Source organism: Alsobacter sp. (genome assembly GCF_059501845.1).
The window spans coordinates 162,208-181,913 of record NZ_JCACDK010000020.1 but is presented as its reverse complement, the minus strand read 5'-3'; the positions used below and the strand labels follow the sequence as shown (position 1 = coordinate 181,913).

General features: G+C 65.3%; 11 protein-coding genes and 2 pseudogenes. 5 read left to right on the top strand and 8 right to left on the bottom strand.

Features of this window, described 5'->3' with window-relative positions:
- Positions 1–19: 19 nt before the first annotated feature.
- The 7 genes and pseudogenes from AC5JCN_RS25215 to AC5JCN_RS25185 form a co-directional block, all read right to left on the bottom strand.
- Positions 20–1,231 carry an AAA family ATPase gene (locus tag AC5JCN_RS25215; RefSeq protein WP_495757896.1) on the bottom strand — a complete coding sequence of 404 codons (1,212 nt, stop codon included), beginning with the start codon at positions 1,229–1,231 and terminating at the stop codon, positions 20–22.
- 122 nt (positions 1,232–1,353) lie between these two features.
- Positions 1,354–1,770, bottom strand: a pseudogene (locus AC5JCN_RS25210) (bifunctional DNA primase/polymerase); the annotation flags it as partial.
- Between the two features lie 66 nt (positions 1,771–1,836).
- Positions 1,837–1,986, bottom strand: coding sequence for a helix-turn-helix transcriptional regulator (locus AC5JCN_RS25205; protein WP_495757895.1), 150 nt, complete (start codon positions 1,984–1,986; stop codon positions 1,837–1,839).
- Positions 1,987–2,247: 261 nt separating this feature from the next.
- Positions 2,248–2,991 (bottom strand): hypothetical protein, encoded by a 744-nt coding sequence (locus AC5JCN_RS25200; protein WP_495757894.1) that lies wholly within the window; start codon positions 2,989–2,991, stop codon positions 2,248–2,250.
- A 23-nt stretch (positions 2,992–3,014) separates the two neighbouring features.
- Positions 3,015–4,277, bottom strand: coding sequence for a tyrosine-type recombinase/integrase (locus AC5JCN_RS25195; protein ID WP_495757893.1), 1,263 nt, complete (start codon positions 4,275–4,277; stop codon positions 3,015–3,017).
- Positions 4,278–4,428: 151 nt separating this feature from the next.
- On the bottom strand, positions 4,429–5,694 hold the full coding sequence (locus AC5JCN_RS25190; protein ID WP_495757892.1) for a type II toxin-antitoxin system HipA family toxin: 1,266 nt from the start codon (positions 5,692–5,694) through the stop codon (positions 4,429–4,431).
- 43 nt (positions 5,695–5,737) lie between these two features.
- Positions 5,738–6,079: a helix-turn-helix transcriptional regulator gene (locus AC5JCN_RS25185; RefSeq protein ID WP_495757891.1), complete on the bottom strand. Its 342-nt coding sequence runs from the start codon at positions 6,077–6,079 to the stop codon at positions 5,738–5,740.
- A 754-nt stretch (positions 6,080–6,833) separates the two neighbouring features.
- Here AC5JCN_RS25185 and AC5JCN_RS25180 point away from each other — a divergent pair.
- Positions 6,834–8,525, top strand: a complete 1,692-nt coding sequence (locus AC5JCN_RS25180) for a ShlB/FhaC/HecB family hemolysin secretion/activation protein (RefSeq protein WP_495757890.1) — start codon at positions 6,834–6,836, stop codon at positions 8,523–8,525.
- A 118-nt stretch (positions 8,526–8,643) separates the two neighbouring features.
- The gene (locus AC5JCN_RS25175; RefSeq protein ID WP_495757889.1) at positions 8,644–14,940 is read left to right on the top strand and encodes a two-partner secretion domain-containing protein; all 6,297 of its coding nucleotides are present in this window, start codon (positions 8,644–8,646) and stop codon (positions 14,938–14,940) included.
- Between the two features lie 41 nt (positions 14,941–14,981).
- On the opposite strand, the gene AC5JCN_RS25170 is transcribed toward AC5JCN_RS25175, so the two are convergent.
- The gene (locus AC5JCN_RS25170) at positions 14,982–16,166 is read right to left on the bottom strand and encodes a DUF2778 domain-containing protein (protein ID WP_495757888.1); all 1,185 of its coding nucleotides are present in this window, start codon (positions 16,164–16,166) and stop codon (positions 14,982–14,984) included.
- A gap of 331 nt (positions 16,167–16,497) precedes the next feature.
- Between AC5JCN_RS25170 and AC5JCN_RS25165 the strand changes: the two are divergent.
- From AC5JCN_RS25165 to AC5JCN_RS25155, 3 genes and pseudogenes are all read left to right on the top strand, one after another.
- Positions 16,498–16,683, top strand: a pseudogene (locus tag AC5JCN_RS25165) (globin domain-containing protein); the annotation flags it as partial.
- Between the two features lie 786 nt (positions 16,684–17,469).
- Positions 17,470–17,706 (top strand): globin domain-containing protein, encoded by a 237-nt coding sequence (locus AC5JCN_RS25160; RefSeq protein WP_495757944.1) that lies wholly within the window; start codon positions 17,470–17,472, stop codon positions 17,704–17,706.
- Between the two features lie 148 nt (positions 17,707–17,854).
- Positions 17,855–19,675, top strand: coding sequence for an ABC transporter ATP-binding protein (locus AC5JCN_RS25155; RefSeq protein ID WP_495757887.1), 1,821 nt, complete (start codon positions 17,855–17,857; stop codon positions 19,673–19,675).
- Positions 19,676–19,706: the final 31 nt, after the last annotated feature.

Below are 19,706 nucleotides of genomic sequence, written 5' to 3'. Positions count from 1 at the left end.
TATGAATAATGAGCACTGCTCAGGCTTCGGCCTTGCGAGGCAGTGTCCAGATGAAAGACGCACCTTCGCGGATCATGAGAACGCCAAGAGCTTTCGCGGCCCGGCGCACGGTGATCCAGGCGAAGGAGCGGGCTTCGGCGGCGGTGCGCACGGCGCGTGAGTCACGGCCGCCACTGGCGAGGTAAGCCGAGAGGAACGCCCGAACGTCGTCGCCTTCGCGCGTGGGGCGTCCTGGTCCCTGCCCCGTCGCGGGTTGCAACAGGCGATCCGATGTGAGGTTTTCGTCCGTGCCGAGCCACTTCACAGCGGGAACGCTGCCGGTCGCCACCAGTGTGAAAGTGAGCGTCGGCCCCAACGGGCCGTAGTTCGATTTGGAATGCGCCACCGCGCGGACGTCGCCGTCGTCGGGGTGCCGGGCCATCACGAGGGCCGAACGCACGCTGCCGATGATGGAGACGGACCCGTGTCCCTGCATCAGCGCATCGCCTTGCCGGCTCTTGCGCAGATGGCGGACGACCACAATGGCGCAATCATTCTCTCGGGCGATCCGAGACAACCCGACGAAGAACTGCGTCATGTCGGTCGCTTTGTGGACGTCGGCCCCCGCGCCCATATAGGCGACGAGCGGGTCGATCACGACGAGCGCCGGCCTGACCTCGGCGATCTTCTGCCGAAGCAGGTCCAGTCCGCTTTCGTCCAGCGTGAAGAGTTCTTGCGCGAACCAGACGCGTCCATGCGAGAGGTCCGCGCCGTTGGCGATGAGGCGAGGCTTGAGGACACGCGCGGGGTCATCTTCGGCGCTGAGGATCAACACGACACCGCGTGGCGTATCGGGCGACCACGGCACGCCTTTTCCAGTCGTCAGGGCGGCGATGAGCGCCATGGTGAAGTTGGATTTCCCGATTCCGGGATCGCCTTCGATCACGCTGGCGACGCCACGCGGGAAGTAGGGCCGCAGGAGCCAAGCCACCTCTTCGACCTTGACGTCGGCGAGGTCGCCGAAGGCCTCTTCGCTCGGCGTCGGATAGGAACCGATGCTCTTGGCGATCTTGCGCACCTCGTGCGGCGGCAAGGGCGGATCGCAGACCTCGCGATTGATCGTCGCCAGGCTTTCCGCGATGGCCTTTTCCGGCACACCCTTGGCGCGCAGCGCCCCGGCGATGCTGGCGAGGCGCGTGTTTCGCCCGCCTTCCTTGATCGTCTCAGTCGTCGCGCCGAAATCGATCCGCAACAGGCGGGGAGCCTTGAAGATGCGGTAGTCGAGCTTGGCCGGTCGATTCGGTCCCGCACGCCAGCGGTAGGAGCGTCCGACACATGGGTCGATGGCGACACCGCGACATAGCCGTTGGCGTTGAAGCGGAAATCGACGCCTTCGAACTTGGAAGCTTTCCATCCCGACAGACCCTCGCAGGTGAAGACCTCGTGGCGGCCTTTACCCGTGCGCTGCGCCAGCGTCTCCGGGAGGTTCAAACCGGCCACGAATGCTTCGCCCTTCGGGCCGTCGATATCGACGATCAGGAGGTCACCGGTTGGAACCAGGCCGATATTCGCGTTGGGGTGCTTGGTCCAGATGCGCTCGATTGTGTCGACGTTGGTGGTGGCGTCCTTGAACCCGTGGGGGAAATGGCGGGTCATCGGGTGTTTGCCGGCGCTGGGGCAATTCGGGGTGCCGCAATCGCAGGCGCCATCGGTGACGCCGAACAGAGCGAGAATGGGATGGCCTGCTTCGACATATGCCAGCGCCGCAGTCTTTTTGATGCGCGAGCGCATGGCTTCCGTCAGGCGAAAGGGCTTTCGCATGGGAGTGGTCCTGAAATGAGAGGGAGAGAAGCGTGCTTACATGCGCCGCAGCGCGAGCGCGTCGAGATGGGCCAACACCTCGTCGCGCCGCAATGCGATCTTGACGGGCGACAGGCGGATTCTTGCAGGGAAGGTCTTGTCCTTCTCCCACTTGATCAGGGTCGGATTCGACGCGTGGATGCCCATCGCCCGCAGATCCTCGCGGCTCAACAGAACCGGTTGCATATCGGGCAGGCGCGCCGGGTCGGCCGGCTTCGGCGCGTTGAAGGAAGCGACGCTTTCCTTCAGTGGGCGTACCTTGGCGACAGCGCAACCGGCATTCGTTCGAAGGGATATCATCGTGAGACCTCGTGAGTTGGCGTGACGAGGTCTCCTAATCAGCACATCTCCCGGACGTTTGGGAAAGTTGCGGTGGCCGAGAATGCGTGGCGGTTCGGGTCTTCTCAGCTACGCGGCGGGAGGCCTTGCTCCTGTGCGAAGTGCTGGCAGGCGGCATCCAGTTCGGCCACGAAGCTGCGCACCGCTGCGACGAATGGGGCGCCCTTCGGAAAGATCGGCTCCGCAAGCAATTCGACGAACTCGGTGAAGAAACTGCTTCACTGGCCTCTGCGGATGAAACCTCGGATTGAGATAGCAGGCGAGGTCATAGGCTCGCTCGACGTGATGGGCCTTAAGCAAGGTGCTCGCTCCTCTCCCTTTGCGGCTGCGCTTGCGTTGCCTCTCGATATGGAGGGCCGCGAGACGTTCGAGTTCGGCGAGCTGGTCCTCGAATGCCGGAAGGTCGAAGTCCCTCAGCACGCCCCACCCGACGAGAAATTTGCGCCGGAGGCCGAAGGCTTCCAATGCGCGTTTGAGGGAGGCCACCGGGGCGATGAGGTCACGCTCGATTCGATCGCGGATTTCGGCGGGACGTCCACTCGGTTCGATGCGGGCTTGCAAGCCTATGGTGATGGCGAACTCGTCCAGGTGCAGGTGTAGGCAGCCGTCAGTGACATCATCGCCGAGGCGGAACAGCAACCGAACCTGACTGACCTGCTCGTCGGAATAAGCGTGCCGCCCGCTGGTGCGGGCCGGGTCTGTGATCAGGCAGTCCGGCAGATAGTCGGCAAGTTCGTCGGGAGTGGCCTCGGCCAGCGAGCGGCTCTGCTCCCAAGGCTCATCCTCCCGCTCGGGAAGGCTGCAATACCGCATCGAAAAGCCTGCAAGAACGACTGTCAGCGAATGCGTTGGAGTCTCGCAGGCTGCGCCCTCTCCTGCAATTGGGCGAAGAACTCGGTGCGCTTGGCCGTGCCGGCTGCCGTCTTGACCTCGGGCACGGGTTGGCGGGCCAGCCGCGCGAGGAAGTCGGCCCATTGCTCCATGGCGTCGCGCTTCTCGCGCTCGTAGCCGTAGCGGTTGTAGATGGCTGCGACGCCGGAGATCTGCCCGGTGAGGTGGTTCAAGATTTTCTCGATCACGTGAGGCGGCACGGAGAGCCGCGCCATGCCCGAAGCGGCCGTGCGGCGCAGGTCATGGATGCGCCACGGGGTCGAGGCGTTCACCGCTTCCTCGAGTGCGGTCTTGCAGCGCCCATAGCCGGAGGCGGGCGTCTCGCCGCAGGTGGTGAAGACGAAGGTCGAGCGCATGAAGCGCGGGACGCTGCGCAACTCGTCGAGCGCCAACTCCGGCAACGGCACATCGTGCGGGCGGCCGTTCTTGGCGCGTGCGCCCGGGATGGTCCAGAGCCGCCGCTCGAAGTCGATCTCCGCCCATTCCATCTCTGCCACCTCCGAGCGGCGTTGCCCGGTGATCAGCAGGAGCCTGTACATCGGCCCGAAGATCGGCCCGAGCTGGAAGGTTGCGGCCCAGAAGGCCCGGATCTCCGTATCGGAGAGAATGCGGTCGCGTGAGATCAGCTTCGCCGGCCGCTTCATGCCCGCGAGCGGATGAATGTCGACGATCCCGCGATCCAGCGCCCAGCCGAAAAACGTCTTGAGCGTGGCCAGCGCCGTGTTCACCCCCTTGGGCGCACCTTGCTTCATGATGCGGTCGAGAACGTTGGCCACGTCGCTTCGCCGGATCTCCTTGATCGGCGTCTCGAACAGGCACTTGAATTTGTTGAGCGTCGCTTCCTGCGCTCGCCATGTCCGGTTCTTCGGCTTGGCGTGCAGTTCAATGAAGTGGGGGACCACGTCGCCGAGGGTGACCGGCTTGGGAGGCGGCTTGACATCCTTCGGCTTGCGATAAGTTTGCCCCTGAACGTCGCGCTGCACCTTGCGTGCTGCTTCACGTGCCTCCGCCAGCGAAAAGGCGGGGTATCGCCCGATCGTGTGCCGCACAGGCTTGCCGTTGACTCGGACCGAGACGAACCAACTGATTTTGCCTTCGGTCGAGACACGCATGCCGAAACCCGTGAGCACCTCGTCCCACACCTCGACCCGCTTCACCTTGGGTCGTGGGAACGTCTCAACGAAACGGGTTGTGAGCCTCTTGCGCATGAACGACGCATAAGACGACGGAGCAGCTCCGTCAGTCCCGTCGTTCTCGTGAAGAGGTGGCAAGCTCTGCCAAGGTCTTGCCGGACTTTCGAGCTCCTCACAGGTCGATTTGCTTCGCCTGCGAATTCGGCTGCGCTTGACGGCCCGTCCGTTACAGACGAAAGCCGGGATAAGCGAAGGCATTGGCGATGGTCGCGCAATCCGCTTCGGAGACGCCCGCGCCGCGCGCGACGGCATACCAGCCGCCTTTGATGGCCTCTTCCATCGCATCGACCATGACGGCTGCCTCCGTCGGATCGAGGAGGAAGCGCGGCGCCTGGCTAAGGATGTTGCGGGCATTGGCCCAGCGGCCGAGATCGCCCGCCGACATCGCGAGGTCGCGATGTTCGGGGCTCACCGGAACCGACGGCGTGAGATCATAGGCCGGCGAGAGGCGCCATTCACGTTGCGGCGCGATCACGGCATGATTGCGCGGGTGATCGTCGATGTTCGAGATCAAGGCGTTGAAGATCATCCGCCGGAAGAGTTCGGCTGCATCCCGCCGTGGGTCGGCGCTGATCCGGCGTAGTTCTTCGGCGAGCACCACATAGGACCAGCGTTCACGCTGCGTCTCGTCGGCGCGCAGCAGCGTGAGGGCGCTGATCATCCGGGCCCGCGTATAGCCGTTCGCGACCTTCTCCCGATCGAAGCGCTTGACCAGCAGCAAGTCCCGGTCGCCGATCGTCTCGATACGGCTCTCGGCCGTGAGAAGGCCGCAGGCCCGCGCCAGAAGCAACATGGCATGCTCGACCCGCGCCATGTTCCATTTGTCATCGGCGCGGTTGAACTTGGCGAGCCAGAGTCCGTCCGCGTCCTCGACGACAGCTTTCGGGCGCGCGCCTCCCATCGAGGTACCCAGCAGCAGTAACTCTTCCACCTGCGCCGCCTCGGTGTCCGTGGCGCGCGGTTCGTCGCTCAACAACCGGTCGGCGATCTCCTGTAGCCGGGCGAGATCGAGCGTTCGATTGAAGGCGCGCACAGGTGCGGGCGGCGTCTGTCCCAGTCCGAAACCCAGCGCTCCGGCGCGGTCGTCGGGCGAGTGAAGGAGGTAGCCGAGTTCGCCAAGCTCGGTCAGCCCGGCGTGCTTCTCGATGACGCGTCGCCCCCAATAGTCCGGGCCGGCATCCCGTAGCGCACCGAACAGGCCCTTCATCAGAACCGTCTCGTAGGTTTGCGCACTGAGCCTCAACTCGACCGGGTCGATCTCGACAGCATCGGGCCGCGCGAGATAGCTGCGGCCATAGACGAAGCGCCCGGTGGCGACGCCTTGCCGGTTCGCCTCGCGGACATAGCGCCCAGCTGTCACCGCCTCGGTTTCACCCGGCAGAGTGACATAGACGAAGCACTCATCCGCGCCTGTAGGAGTGGCCGCGCGCACCGGCTTTTTTCCGGACCGGGGAGCCCTCTTCGGGTCCGATGCATTAGAAGTCATTGTCGAGCGCCTTCCGGCTGCCGGCCTTGTTGCGGCCACGCGCGTTGGCCAGCGTCAGCCCCTCCTCGTCGCTGAGCGGATCAGCGACACGTCCCAACTGATCGGCCAGCCCCATTGCCCAAAGGAGCCCGGCATAGATAGCGATTCCCGTGGACGGCTTGCCACGTTCGGCGTCGCCAATGACATGTCGATGGACGCCGATCTTGGCTGCCACCTCGGAAGTCGAAAGGTTGCGCCGCAGCCGCGCGGTGCGGATGTTCGCCCCAAGAGTCTTCAGCGTTTGCTCTACTTCGTAGGGCGGAGCGGCAAGCAGGGAATTACGGGCGGCCATGGCGGCTCAAGGCTCCATCGTTCGAAGTAACGGCACCTTGAGGCGCCTAACACAGAATCCCTAAAAGTTCAACGTTTGGCGTCTCAAGAGGCCAATACTGCCTTTCATGGCACTTCAAGACGCCGTAGCAGACTGACGTTCTATACTCTCGCCGGATCGGAACGGGAATATCGTCATAATTCCGCGAGCGCACCCACCCGGGGTAACGACTCGGGTTTCAGAAAACACGTTTCGTTCTCACGGAGCTTCACGGAACGAAATGGCCGAACACGCCCTTGTCGTTGCTATGGCTACACTTTTAACGAGTACTAACGAGACTGAATACCTTCCTACCTCACTGAAAATCGCAGTGTCGGTGGTTCGATTCCGCCCCTGGGCACCATTTTTTCCCGATCGGACCGCGCACTCACGGTCTCGCTGAGCGGCTGGCCCTGAACCGCGTGGCTCACGGCTTGGCGCACACGCCCGACCGGCGGTCGCAACGTTACCCGCTCATTCCGGTTGCGGATTCCTGCGGGGCGCATTCACCGCTCCGATGCCTCTCCCGCTTCCGGAGCCGGCGTAGCACGCCCGCCGGCGCTAACCTTACCGTACGGTTCGAGCCGGATTTGCAAATCCTGCCGTCCTGAAATATTCCAATTCAAGATAGACTCGTTTAAACGTTTCTTTATTCGTGACCTGCGCCTGCAATCTCTAGTTGTATTTCCGTTTTTGTACTTTCCATTTCTCCATTCTGTTTCAGCGGCAATTTCATATGACGCCATTGCACCGTCACGTCGTTGTTCTCGCCATGGCCATGGCCGGGTTCTACTCTTCGGGAGCGGCGGCACAGACGATCCCCGGCGGCGCCGATGCGGCCCGCGTTCCGTTGCGCTCGCCGGCAGCGCCTGCACCCCAGCGTGAAACCCCCATCGCACTGCCGGAGACCGGCGCCGAGGCCCTCGCCCCGCCCGGGGCGGCCGAGATCAGGTTCACGTTGCGGGAAGTCGTCCTCGAAGGTGTCACGGCCTATGCGCCCGGCGCGCTCGACGGCGAGTGGTCCGGCCTCGTCGGCACCACGGTCAGCGTCGCCGACGTGTTCGAACTGGCACGCCGGCTGACGGCCCGTTACCGGGGCGACGGCTACATCATCTCCGAAGTCACCGTCCCCAAGCAGACCATCGCCACCGGCCGGCTCGTCCTGCGCGCCGTTGAGGGCTACGCATCGGAGGTCCGCTACGAGGGTGGCGAGCTTCCCGGCACGCTGAAGGAGGGCCAGACCCGCAGGCTGCTCGCGGCGCGCCCGCTGACCGCGGCCGTGCTGGAGCGGGCGCTGCTGCTCTTCAACGACGCGCCGGGCATCACGGCCCGGGGCATCCTCGTCCCGCCGCCGGCCGGCGCGCCGGCGGGCGCGACCATCCTCACCATCATCGCCGAGCACAAGGCGATCGACGCATTCGCGTCCGTCGACAATCGCGGAAGCAAGGCCATCGGGCCCTGGCAGGGCTCGCTGGGCGTCACGGAAAACGGCAATCTGGGATACGGCGAATCGATCGGCGCGACCGCGGTCTCCACACCCTCCGACGAACTGCATGCCGGCACCGCCGAAACGACGGTGCTGCTCGGCGAGGACGGGCTCTCGCTGCGCAACAGCTTCTACTACGGGCGCACGCGGCCCGGCGCATCCTCGAGCATCTACGACATTCACGGGCGCACCTGGACGGCGGCGTCCACGCTGTCCTACCCCGTGCTTCGCGCCCGTCCGTTCTCACTGTGGATCGACGCAAGGCTGGCCGGAGGCGGCACGGAGACGCAGCTTTCCGAGCTCCAGCGCTATGACGACCAGGTGCGCCGCCTCGACCTCGGCGCACGGATCGAGGCGCGGGATGCGCTGTCAGGAGTGTGGACCGCCCGCCTTGACATCTCGCACGGACTGGACGGGCTCGGCGCATCGCGCTCGGGTGCCGATGGCCGGGCGCGACAGCCGGCACGCTTCGACTTCTGGAAGACGTCCGGCGAGTTCGGCCGGGAGCAGCCGCTGGGTGCGGGTTTCAGTGCCTATACGGGCGTGACGGGACAGTGGAGCGGCGCGCCCCTGCCCTCCGCCGAGCAGTTCGGCCTCGGCGGCAGCCGCTTCGGCAGGGCGTTCGACCCCTCCGCCATCCTCGGCGATTCCGGGGCGGCCGGCGTGGGCGAGCTCCGCTACACGCAGGGGGCGGACGTCGCGGGCCTGACAGCCTTCCAGATCTACGTCTTCGGCGACGGGGGCCGCGTGTTCCTGCGCGATGCGATCGCCGGCCAGGACTCGGCGAGCACGCTCGCCAGCGTCGGGGCGGGCATCCGCCTGTGGGCCGCGGCGGGCCTTTCGGGCGGCGTCGAGGTGTCAAAACCGCTCGTGGACGATCCCGCGCGCCCCAACGGGTCGCGGGATCCGAGACTGTTCTTCGCGCTCCGCTGGGACTGGTAGGAGGCCCCGCGCCACAGGCTTTTTTCAAACGATTGCATGACGCAGGGGCGGGTTGGAGGCCGCCCGCCCCCGCGTGTTCCGTTCATTCCTTTGTCACTCGTGCGTCAGGAAGCGTTCCATGACCTTCGCCCCCTCCGTACTCGCGTCTCCCCGCCGCTCAGCCGGCCTCCGCCGCGCCGCGCTTCTCGCGCGCACGGCCCTTGGCACCGCCCTTTTCGTCTTTCCGGCGGCATCCGCTTTCGCGGGCCCCGACGGCGAAGCGGTCCGCGCCGGCCAGGCCACGGTGACCCGGCCCGACACGTCGACCACCGTCATCACGCAGATGAGCAACCGCGCCCTGATCGACTGGCGGTCCTTCTCGCTCACGGCGACGGAGACAGCGCAGTTCGTACAGCCCGGCGCGTCGTCGCTGACCGTGAATCGGGTGACCGGCGGGCAGGCCTCGCAGCTGATGGGGAGCCTCAAGGCAAACGGGACGGTGGCCATCATCAACCCGGCCGGCGTCATCATCGGCGCGGGGGCCACGATCAATGTCGGCGGGCTCGTCGCCTCGGCTCACCGCCTCGCCGACGCCGACGTCGACGAGGCCATGAACTCCGGCCGCCTGCGCCTGTCGCAGCCTGACGGCGGGGCCGGCGACGTCGTCAACGAGGGCACCATCACGGCGAGCGAGGCGGGCATCGTGGCGCTGACCGGCGGGTCCGTGGCCAACCGCGGCGTCATCACCGCCACCCTCGGCCAGGTGTCGCTGGCCGCCGGCGAGGTTGCCACCGTCGACCTCGCGGGGGACGGGCTCGTCAGCTTCGCGGCCTCGCAGCCGGCGGGCAAGGGGCGCTCCGGCCCGCTGGTGGACCAGGCCGGCACGGTGGACGCGGCGGGCGGCACGGTGCGCCTGTCCGTGGCGCAGGCCGCGAAGATCGTCGGCCAGTCCATTTCCATGACCGGCGTGACGCGCGCCTCCTCCGCCCGGCAGGGCCCGGGCGGCAGCGTGGTGCTGGACGGCGGACAGGGCGAGGTTTCCGTCAGGGGCCGGCTGGAGGCGAATGCCGCCGCCGGCAAGGGCGGACGCGTGCAGGTGACCGGCCGCAAAGTCAAGCTGGCCGGCGCCACGGTGGAAGCCAAGGGCACCGAGGGGGGAGGCACGGTTCGCATCGGCGGCGGCTGGCAGGGCGGCGAGGGCCTGGCGGCGGCGCAGGAAACGAGCGTCGACGCCACCACGCGCATCGACGTCTCCGCCACGCAGAATGGCAATGGCGGCACAGCCGTCGTGTGGGCCGACGGCCTCACCGACTATCGCGGCCTCGTACTCGCCCGCGGCGGCGACCAGGGCGGCGACGGTGGCCAGGTGGAAGTCTCCGGCAAGGCCGTGCTCGCATTCGACGGCTACGTGGACACGAGGGCACCGAAGGGGAACGGGGGCTCGCTGCTGCTGGATCCGTACAATTTGGAGATTGTCAGCGGCGCTAGCTCCGGCGTGAGCACAGCGTCCTCACCGTTCGTCGCGACTGCGAACGACTCAAAATTGAACGTCACCACGCTGACAAATCTTCTCGCCACGACCAACGTCACGGTTTCGACCGGCACGAGTGGAACACAGGATGGCAACATCACAGTCTCCACGGCCGTGACTTGGTCTTCCAATAATACCCTGACGCTTACCGCAGCGAAAAATATCACCATCGGTGCGTCGGGATCAATCAGGAATACCATCGGGTCCGGGGGAGTGACGCTGAATGCGGTCTCTGGCGTGATCACGGTAGGCGGCGTCATCGAGGCCAGTGGCAACATCCAGCTGCTATCGCCGAGGGTCATCATCGCCGCCGACATCAAGCAGGGGGGAACGGGAAGGCTGACGATCGGCAATGCGGGGGCGACGTACAGCCTTGTCGGCTCCGCGCGGATTACTTTTGAGGGCAATTCTACGCTGAGGATCGCGGGTGATGACTATAACTTGATCCGGACAGCTCAAGAATTGCAGGATATTAAAAAGAGTAACATGAACGGCAGCTACGCTTTAGCAGCCGACATTAAGTGGAATTTAGGGGACTTTAGTCCAATTGGAAGTGGATATTTCTTGAATCCATTCAAAGGGAATTTTGATGGACTGAACCGATCCATATATGATTTGAGAATAGCCAATTATAACACATCTTTTAATGCAGGTTTATTTGGAAATACTGAGCGTGCAACTATCCGAAACGTAGGCTTGGTCAACGTTGTTATTGATATCGGAGATGGTTCCGGATCCGCTTTGGGGACTGGCGCGGTAATTGGTTACATGCGAGGCGGCATTCTCGAGAATGTTTACGCCACCCGCAGCGTAAAAGGCGGTCAGGGGTCGGTGGGTGGACTCGTGGGCGCCGCGTATGCTTTCAAGAATGACGCGGGGACTATTGTTGAGACGGCGAAAATCAAACGTTCTTACACCAACATCAACGTAATCGGCGCCACTTCGGGCGGCCTAGTGGGTAAGGCCTCGGGCGCCGACATCTCACAAGCCTTTGCAATGGGTTCGGTGAAGGGATCGGTCGCAGGAGGTCTCGTCGGATCTACAGCTACAGAGGTTGGCGGCGTAACCACACTCGCCGAGACATTCGCTGTAGGCCAAGTGAGCGGATCTACTTCGGCAGGTGGCCTCATTGGCTTGGTGAATACTCCGACTTCGGTCACCGCCGCGAACTCATGGTGGGCGACCGATACCACGGGTCAGCTGAACGGCGCAGGCGGGTCCACCTCGATCGCCGGGGTCACGGGGATTACCTTCGACCAACTGACGGGTGGCAAAACTCTCGCCGCCCTCGGCTTCACCTCCGAAGGCTGGGCCCGGCGCGACGGGGTTTCGCTTCCCTATCTCACATGGCGCTTCGGCACGGCCGGCCCTTCGGTGATCAACGGTTTCGTGCAGGATTCAAGTGGTAAAGGCCTGGCCGGGGCCACCGTGTCGGCCGTCACTCAGGGTGGAACCTCGCTGGCGAATTTGACCACCATGGCCAACGGGCGCTTCTTCGACATGGTGGACACGTCCACCATGCCTGCCGAGGGCACGCTGGTGAGGTATGATGCACCCGGCACCACCGCCACCGGCGGCCTTGCTGTCGCACGCTCGAATGCAAACCGAGACCTGCGCACGGTGCTGGTGCGGCCAAGCACGGTGAGCGTCGGCACCGGTGGCGCTGACGAGACGCCACGCGCCATCCTGGCTGCGGTGGCAAGCGCACGTTTATGGAACTACTCGAACTTCTACTCGGTCACCAACAAGGTCGCCATCGGGCTGAATACCGCTGTCACCGGGTACAATGTGGACGGAACGGACTACACCGTCATCCGCACGGCCGCAGCGCTCGATGCAATCCGCAACAATCTCGGCAAGAGCTATGTGCTCGGGCAGGGGATAGACCTGTCCGGCTACACCAACTGGGGGTCGATCGGCACGGATGGTTCTGAGTTCACCGGCACGTTCGACGGCCTAGGCAACACGATCACCGGGCTGACGATCTCGGCGGGTACGCAAGACAATGTCGGCCTGTTCGGGGCGACCGACGGCGCTACACTGCGCAGCGTCATCCTCGCCAATGTCAATGTGGCGGGCAGTGCCTACACTGGCGGGCTCGTCGGATACATGTACCGCGGCTCGATAACCGAGGCGTCCGTCTCGGGGCTGGTGTCCGGCTCAAGCTGGGTCGGCGGGCTCGCGGGCTATGTAGGCTACAGCAAAGTCACCGGATCATTCTCAACGGCCGGCGTTTCCGGATCGGGCGAGGTCGTCGGCGGCCTGATCGGGTATCTGGCCTCTGCAGAGGTCTCCTCTGCCTACTCGACAGGTTCCGTCAGCGGAGGTTTTGCGGTCGGCGGCCTGATCGGATTTTCCAATTCTTCGACCCTGAACCAGACCTATGCCACCGGACATGTCCACGACGCCGCAGGCGGCTGGGCGGGAGGCCTTGTTGGAGATACCTCGGGTGCAATGACTGCCAACTTCTCCTGGTGGGCGACTGACACCACCGGGCAGCAAAGCTCGGCGGGCGGCACCGGGGTCACCTTCGCACAGTTGACGGGCGCTAACCCGAATGCCCTCACGAGCCTCGGCTTCGACACGGGTGTCTGGGGCCGCCGGGACGGCGTGTCCTTGCCCTATCTGACCTGGCGGTTTCCGGATGGCCCGGCCGTCGTCACGGGCAGTGCCACGGCCGGCAATGATTTCGCCAAGGGAGCGACCGTGGGGCTCATCGCCAACGGCGTCCGCAGCGACGGCACGGCGAGCGTCGGCGCCACTGGAAGCTACATGCTGATGACGGACGCCATCCCCAACGGCGTCGCGGCGCTGGTGACGATGTCTGGAACGTATTTCGCGGGCGCGTCGGACACGCCGACCGTGGCCACGGGGAACAGGGCGTTCTACCTCCCCTCAAACATGGCAACGGTCAGAGTGGCCGGCGCGCCCGGCCTCGTTGCCGGCGCCGTGTCGGTGGACGGGCTCGCCTCGATGTCCGCGGTCCGGACTCTGCTGGCCGCCGCAGTCGGCACGGTTGCCGGGGACGACGTGCTCTACACGACGCCGATCGGCTCCGGCCAGCCCGCAGTCTCGGTGTCCGGCACCGGCACCCGGCTGCTGCTCGCAAATGCCAGCGGATTCAACGTGGACGCCGGGGCAACGGCGCAAGGCGACATCGAAGTCACGACGACGGGCGGAAATATTACCGTCAGCAGCGCCATCTCGACGGCTGGCGGGCTCAAGCTCAATTCGGCAGGCAACATCGTCGTGGAGACATCCAAGACCATCACCGCGGGCGGCGACGTGCGGTTGTCGGCCACCGGAGACGAGAAGGACATCACCATCGGCGGCGGGATCAACGCTTCCGGCTCCATCCAGATTATCGCCACGAGGAACGTCGCCCTGAACGCTGCGGTCGGATCGACCAAGGCAAACACGGCCGATGCCGTCCTCATCGTCGCCGGATCGAACGATGCCGCGGGGACGGCGACCGGCGGAAACATCACCGCCGGTACCGGCGCCGCGATCAACGTCGTCGCGAGCAGCGGAGCGCGGCTCTACACGGGATCGATCAATGGATCGACCGGCGTCGGTACGATGGCGGGCAGCTGGGGTCCAAAGTCATTCCGGTACAATGGCGTGCAAACGACAAGCTACTCGGGATACGGCGCGCTTTCTGCTACCGCCAAATATGTGATCTATCGCCAGCAGCCGACGCTGGCGCTGGCCAATGCCGGCCAAAGCCGGACGTATGATTCCACGATCACCACCCAGCTGAGCGCGACGGTGGCAAACAGCGGTGACCTGACGGCGGGTTTCAGCCGCACCGCGGCCGGCGGCGGCACGGCGGAGACCGCCACCGAAGCAAAGAACGCCGGCACCTACTCGATCGACACCACCACCGCGGATAACGCCAAGGCTCTTGGGTACATCGTCGACGCGCGCGCCTACGTGATCGACAAGCGCCAGTTCACCGTGACGAGCGGTGCGACGGCGACAAAGACCTATGACGGGACGACGGCTGCCACGCTCGCCATGAACGCGGCGACGTTCACAGACGTCAACGGCAACACGTTCACCGATTCGGTCCTCATCTCGGCCATGACCGGCACCGGCACCTTCTCCAGCGCGAACGCGGGCCCCAGAAGTGTCGCAGGCCTTACTTTCGTGTTGGCAAACAACAGCTCCGCCTCCGGAAACTACGAATTCGTGACAACGCCTCAGCAGCAGACTACGGCCACCGGCACCATCAACAAGGCGCAGCTCACCGTCTCCAACATCACCGCAAGCAACAAGACCTATGACGGCACGACGACGGCCACGCTCGGCTTGGCGAACGCGACCTATGCGGGATTGGTGAGCAGTGACGTGGGCAAGGTGACCGTCAGCGTCACCGCAACCGGCACCTTCAACAGCCCGGATGTCGGCACTGGCAAGACGGTGACCATCACTGGCCTGACGCTCGTGAACGACGGGGGCGGCAACTACGAACTGGCGACGGCAGGCCAGCAGGGCGAAGCTTACGCCGACATCACCGCGCAGCCATCCACGCCGCCTTCCCAAACCCCGCCCACACAGACCCCCGCCGACCAGGCGCCGGCCGCCGAGGCGCCGGCCACGCCGGAGCTCGACCTCGACAAGGTCATTAAGACGCCGCTCGCCATTGCCGACAACGCGCAGGGCAGCACGTCCGGCGGGGCGGTGTGGGGGACGACCGAGATGAGCGCGCTGGCCTCGCCGTTCACCGGGCAGCTCTACTTCATCCTGGCGCGCAACGAGCCGCAGACGGTGCGCCGGGACGGCAGCCGCCAGCGGGCCGGTCTCGAGACGCAGCAGACCGGCGAAGGCTCTCTCGACGGGCGCGACGACGAGAAGGAGCGCCGCCGCCGGCAGCAGCGCCAGGCGGCGCCGGCCGCCAACTGAGGGCGCGATGGGGGCGCGCGGGCAGCGCGCGTCCCCTCACCTCACCCGCGTCCGGCGACCACCAGCAGCCGCTTCACCTCGCCGCGCAGATAGGCCTGAAGGAAACGCTCATAGTCGCGGAAAGAGACGCAGCCATTGCTGTCTCCGCGCGGGCCCAGCATGAAGGTGTGCGCCAGCAGCCCGGCCCGGCCGTGGATCGCGCCGCTGCCGCCGACAGGGTTGAGGCGGATGGCGCGCACGCCATGGAACAGCGCCTCGCGCTCCCGCAGCTCGTAGAGATGGGGGGGCGTGGGCCCCTTCATCCGCACATGCACCGCGCGGGGATCGTCGAGGTGCTCGCCGAGCCCGGAATGCGCCTCGAGCTTGTCGCCGTTGGGCATGTACACGGTGCGCGCGGCGATGTCGTAGACCGCCGTCATCGCGTCGGCCCCCTCCCCGCCCGGGGACGAAAGCAGGCGCGGCACGCCGGCCCGTGGCGCCGCGTCGTCCTGCGGCGCGGCGTAGGCGAGAGCGTCGCCCTGCGTGGCACCGCCGCCGAACAGCTTCTGCAGGAAACTGCGATTGTCCGTCGCGACGACCGGAGCCGCCGGCTGGGCGAGCCTGGCCCGGCGCGCCGGCTGTGCACTTTGCGGGGCGATGGCCGCCTGGGCGGACGGCGCGGGCTCGGCGGGGGCGGCGAGCCATGCAGGCCGGGGCGGCGGCAACGGGGCGGCAACGGATCCGGCGGAGGCTGCCGCGATCGCGGCGTCTTCTCCGGCTTCGCCGTCGAGGGCGGCCGCCTGCTGCTGCGGCAGGGCGGCGACGATCGTGGCGGGCTCGTCGGGCCGGGCTGCCTCGGCGGCCAGCGCCGCGTCGATCGGCTCCTGCGCAGGGAGCGTGTAGTTGGGGCCGGGCAGCGGACCGGGAGCGTTGGCGATCACCGGGTCCTGATGCAGTCCGGCAGGCCTCGGCGCGCTCAGCGACAGCAGGCGCGGTGCGTACCCGCCGGACAGCGCGCGGTCGAGCGCGGCGAGAGAACCGTAGAGCGGAAGGGTCGGCACGCCTGCGCCGGTCGCAGGCGCCCTCGATTGCATGGCGGGGTCGGCGGACGTCTGGAGACCTGCCGCGGAGCCCTGCCCGACCAACACAACCGCGCTGGCCGGGTCGTCCGGGCCGTCATGCCCCGAGCGCGCCATCCACAGGGCGGCACCAGCCGCCGCCGCAAGCACCAGCAGCGGGGGGAGCACCGAGGCCCTGCGCTTTCGCAGGCGGATGGGGGTTGGGTGGCTGGCAACACTCATCGGGTACGCTCTCGGCAACGGTTTGGCCGGCCGTCGGGGTCGCTGCGCCGTGCGGCGCCGATCGAACCCGTTCGTCCATGTCTGCGACACGCCCTGGTGGAAGGTCCGTCCGACAGGGTTGCCACTCCATTCACCCTCATCTTGGTTAACTGCCGGTGAACTTGGACGCGTTTACGGCCCGCGGGCTGCGCGCCGCGCATCCCCGCCCGGCCCTGCCGGGCTTGACAGGCGGCTCTGGGGGACCGATCCGGACGCTCAGTACAGGTGGATTGAGCCGATGAGCGACGGGACGGATGGGCGCGGGGCCGCCACGCTCTACGAGGTTCTGGGCGGGGAAGAAGCGATCCAGGCTTTCACTCAGCGCTGTTACACGCTAATGGACACGCTGCCCGAGGCGGCTGAATGCTGGGCCATTCACCCGCAGGATCTTTCCGGCAGCCGCCAGAAGCTGTTCGAGTACCTTCAGATTCAACTTTTATGACCTGTGAATGAACTCGTGTCTGTGTTTCGCTAGGAATCGGACGCCTGATTGTCGGCGCCGAGGAGCATCGAAGTGAGCGAACTCAGCGAGAACCTGCTGCGGCTGTTGCTGTCTCACAATGCTTGTTCACTTCGATTCTATTGATGCGAACTATGAGGACGCATACAAGAGCATGTGAGAACATGTTGGACATAATACTTCTAATCCGAGGCGCTTGTGCAGATATGGCACCTATTCACAATTTCAACTCGAAAATTTCGATCCTTTTTCTACTTGTCGTCCCTCTCATTTTTTTTCCTCGGCAGGCTAAATCCTTTGAAGATTATGATATGCATGCTGTCTGCGATTACATAGCTGCACGAGAAGAGTCTGCTATTCAAAATCTGAGTTCGTCTTCATTTGGTCGGGATGCGTTATCTGAAGTGATGGCTACGTCAAAACCAAAACCAAAATCTATATCACTGCAGTGGCCGTCTGGATTAGGGCGTCCTGACACTATGCTCAAAGTAACTGTGGCACTATTTGAGAGAAGAATAAAGGTATTGAGCCTCGAATGGACCTATCCACTTGATGAGGAATTTACCAGAAAAGCCAGGATCGTCAGAATGCTAGGGTTGACCAGCATCTTGTCCAACGGGCGCGAACTGAATTGCGACTCAATTGCCTTGCGATTGTTTTTTCGCAAAGACTTCATTTCAAGAATCGTTATAGAGCATAGCGGAGTCGAATAATGACTGAGTACAATCCTGGAGGCGCGTTCACAAAGACATCGCCGTTTGGACACCGCATTTCTCAGGATGGCTCGGAGGGCCGCCTTTGTTCGTCCAGCGGCACGGGCCGCCGATGCTGCGGGCACGCCACCTGCACGCACCCATCGGCGATGACGAAATCGAGGGCTGGCTGGCCTGCTTCCGTCTGGCTTGGGCGCAGACGCTGGATCATCCCGGCGCGGCCGCGACCGTCCTGCCGCGGATCGAGGCGCTGGCCCGGCATATGCGGAATTAGCCGGGATAGATCTCTCCGGCAAATCTCCGGCCGGCCTCGACGTTTCGTCAACGCTGCGGCCGGCCCGCGCTAGCCAAGCCCCGGCGTACGCGCTACGGTCTGGCTATTGCCGCCGGTTCGCCGGTGATTTGATTTCAGGACGAACACATTGCCGTCTGCCCGGGCCATGCTCCGGGTCGTGTCCCGCCGGCTTCCGGCAGATCTCACGATCCTGCGACGCCTCGCCACCGACACGTTTCCGGAGGTCTGGCGACACTACGCAGTCGCCGTGGCGCTCATGGCTGTCGTGGCAGGCACCACCGGCGCCAGCGCGTGGGTGATGAAGGACCTGGTCAACCGCGTCTTCATCGATCGCGACGCCGTTGCCATGGCCTGGATCTCGGGCCTGATCGTCGCCCTGTTCGTAGCGAAGGGACTGGCCGCCTACGGCCAGGAGATCACGCTGTCACATGTCGGCAACCGGCTGGTCGCCTCCACGCAGCGGCGTCTTTTCGCCCACATGCTGCGGCTTGAGCCCGGCTTCTTCCAGTCGCGCGGTTCGGCCGAACTCGTCACGCAGCTCACCTTCAATGCCCAGGCCGTCAGCTCGGCCCTCAACCTGATCGTCACCAGCCTCGGCCGCGACGCGCTCACCGTGGCGGGGCTCATGGGCGTGATGCTGATCCAGGACCCGCTGCTGACGGTCATCGCCTTCATCGGCTCGCCGCTGGTGTTCGTCGGCCTCGGGCGCCTGCTGAAGCAGGTGCGCAAGCTGTTCGGGCGGGAGGTGGCGTCGGCAGCGGACGTCGTGGCGGTGGTGCAGGAAACGTCCAACGCGTTCCGCCTCATCCGCTCCTTCCGGCTCGAGGAAGCCATGCTGGACCGCCTCGACCGGGCGGTCCGCAGCGTCGAGCAGTTGTCGAACCGCATGGTACGGCTGCAGGCGGCTGCCAACCCGCTGATCGACATGCTGGGCGGGATCGCGGTTGCCTCCATCGTGCTCTACGGGGGCTGGCGGGTCATCTACTACGACGCGACGCCCGGCCAGTTCTTCTCCTTCATCACGGCGCTCCTGCTGGCGACCGACCCTATCCGCCGCCTCGCCCGGCTGCATCTCACGCTGGCGACCGCCGCCACGGGCGTGCGCATGATGTACGACCTCCTCGACCGCAGCCCGGCAATCGTCGACGCGCCGGGTGCGAAGCTGCTTGCGGTCACCGGGGGAGAGATCCGCTTCCGGGATGTCTGCTTCAGCTACACCCCGCATCGGCCGACGCTGCAGAATCTCGACCTGCTCGTGCCGGCCGGCCGGCGCACCGCGCTGGTTGGCCTGTCGGGCGGAGGAAAGAGCACCGTTTTCAACCTGACGCTGCGCTTCTGGGAGCCTGACTCCGGCGCCGTCGAGATCGACGGGCAGGATCTCAGGAGCGTCACCCTGGGGTCGCTCTACGAATCCGTCACTCTGGTGAGCCAGGACGTGTTCCTCTTCACCGGATCCGTGCGGGAGAACATCCTGCGTGGGCGGCCACAGGCTTGCGAGGAGGAGGTCTTCGCAGCGGCGCGTGCAGCTTCAGCGCACGACTTCATCCAGAAACTTCCCCAGGGCTATGACACGCAGGTCGGCGAGCATGGCGGCCGTCTTTCGGGTGGGCAGCGGCAGCGCGTGGCTCTGGCACGGGCCTTCCTCAAGGATGCGCCGATCCTGCTGCTGGATGAGCCCACGTCGTCTCTCGACGGGGAAGCCGATGCGGCCGTTCAGGCCGCCCTGCGCCGCCTCAGCCGCGGGCGCACGACGCTCGTCATCGCCCACCGGCTCGCGACAGTCGCCGATGCCGACCTGATCCACGTGATTCATGAGGGCCGGTTGATCGAGAGCGGCACGCACGCCGAGCTCATGGCGCGGGCCGGCCGCTATGCCCGGCTGTTCGCGCTGCAGTTTGCCGGCGCAGGCGGCGGAAGGCCGATCCCCGAGCTCGTGGAGGCGGACTGACCAAACGCCCGGTCAGATAGCCTGTTTGTTC